Source organism: Bacillus sp. AP50, assembly GCF_040492675.1.
GTDB classification, from domain to species: Bacteria; Bacillota; Bacilli; order Bacillales; family Bacillaceae_G; genus Bacillus_A; species Bacillus_A cereus.
On the sequence record NZ_JBEUTW010000694.1, the window covers coordinates 1 to 1,064 of the forward strand.

The window sequence follows — 1,064 nt, forward strand, 5'->3', positions numbered from 1 at the left end:
AAGGATACGTCATAATCAACGCCCAACAAAAAGGTGGAGTTGGAAAAACAACTGATTCGTGTATGGAAAGAAAATTCTGTAAAAAGAAAGGAGAATACTTTATGATGACCAAATTACAAAAGGAGTTTTTTAAACGCTTAGAAATTCCTGCAAAAGAAATAACATTTGATGATTTAGATGAAATTCTCTTAAAAATGGGAATGATTCTCCCCTATGAAAATCTTGATATTATGGCTGGTACTATTAAGAATATCTCAAAAGATAACTTAATAGAAAAGTTACTTATTCAAAAACGAGGTGGACTTTGTTATGAATTAAACTCCCTATTGTATTATTTTTTAATTGATTGTGGGTTTCAAGTATACAAAGTAGCCGGTACTGTTTATGACCTTTACGATAATAAATGGAAACCCGATGATGGTCATGTCATTATCATATTAAGTCATGAGGATAAAGATTATGTTGTGGATGCAGGTTTTGCATCTCATCTCCCTTTACATCCAGTCCCTTTTAACGGAGAAGTCATCTCCTCTCAAACAGGAGAATATCGAATTCGTAAGCGAAATACTCGAAAAGGTACGCATATTTTAGAAATGAGAAAAGGAGCTAACGGGGAATCTACAAGTTTCTTACAATCTGAACCTTCACACGAATGGAAAATAGGCTATGCTTTCACTGTAGATCCAATAGATGAGAAAAAAGTGAATAAGATTCAAAAAGTGATTGTAGAGCATAAAGAATCTCCTTTTAATAAAGGAGCTATCACTTGTAAATTAACTACTTATGGTCACATATCATTAACAAATAAAAATTATACAGAAACCTTTAAAGGCACCAAAAATAAACGACCAATAGAATCTAAAGATTATGCTCGCATTCTTCGTGACTCTTTTGGAATAACGCAAGAGAAATATGTAGGAAAAACACTAGAAAGAGGCTAGTTGACTACAAGTATTTCATAATAAAGCAGATTCTATATTTAGAATCTGCTTTATTTTATATTTTGTTATAAATTAATTTAATTTTGTTGTTACCCTTTAATTTTCAATTATATACTCATCATC

The 1,064-nt window shown here is 31.2% G+C and carries 1 protein-coding gene; it reads left to right on the forward strand.

Going from position 1 to position 1,064, the window contains the following annotated elements; genetic code table 11:
* Positions 1 to 101: 101 nt before the first annotated feature.
* Complete coding sequence (locus ABWK52_RS28495) at positions 102 to 941, forward strand: arylamine N-acetyltransferase family protein (protein WP_088066228.1); 840 nt, start codon at positions 102 to 104, stop codon at positions 939 to 941.
* The last annotated feature ends 123 nt before the right edge of the window (positions 942 to 1,064 follow it).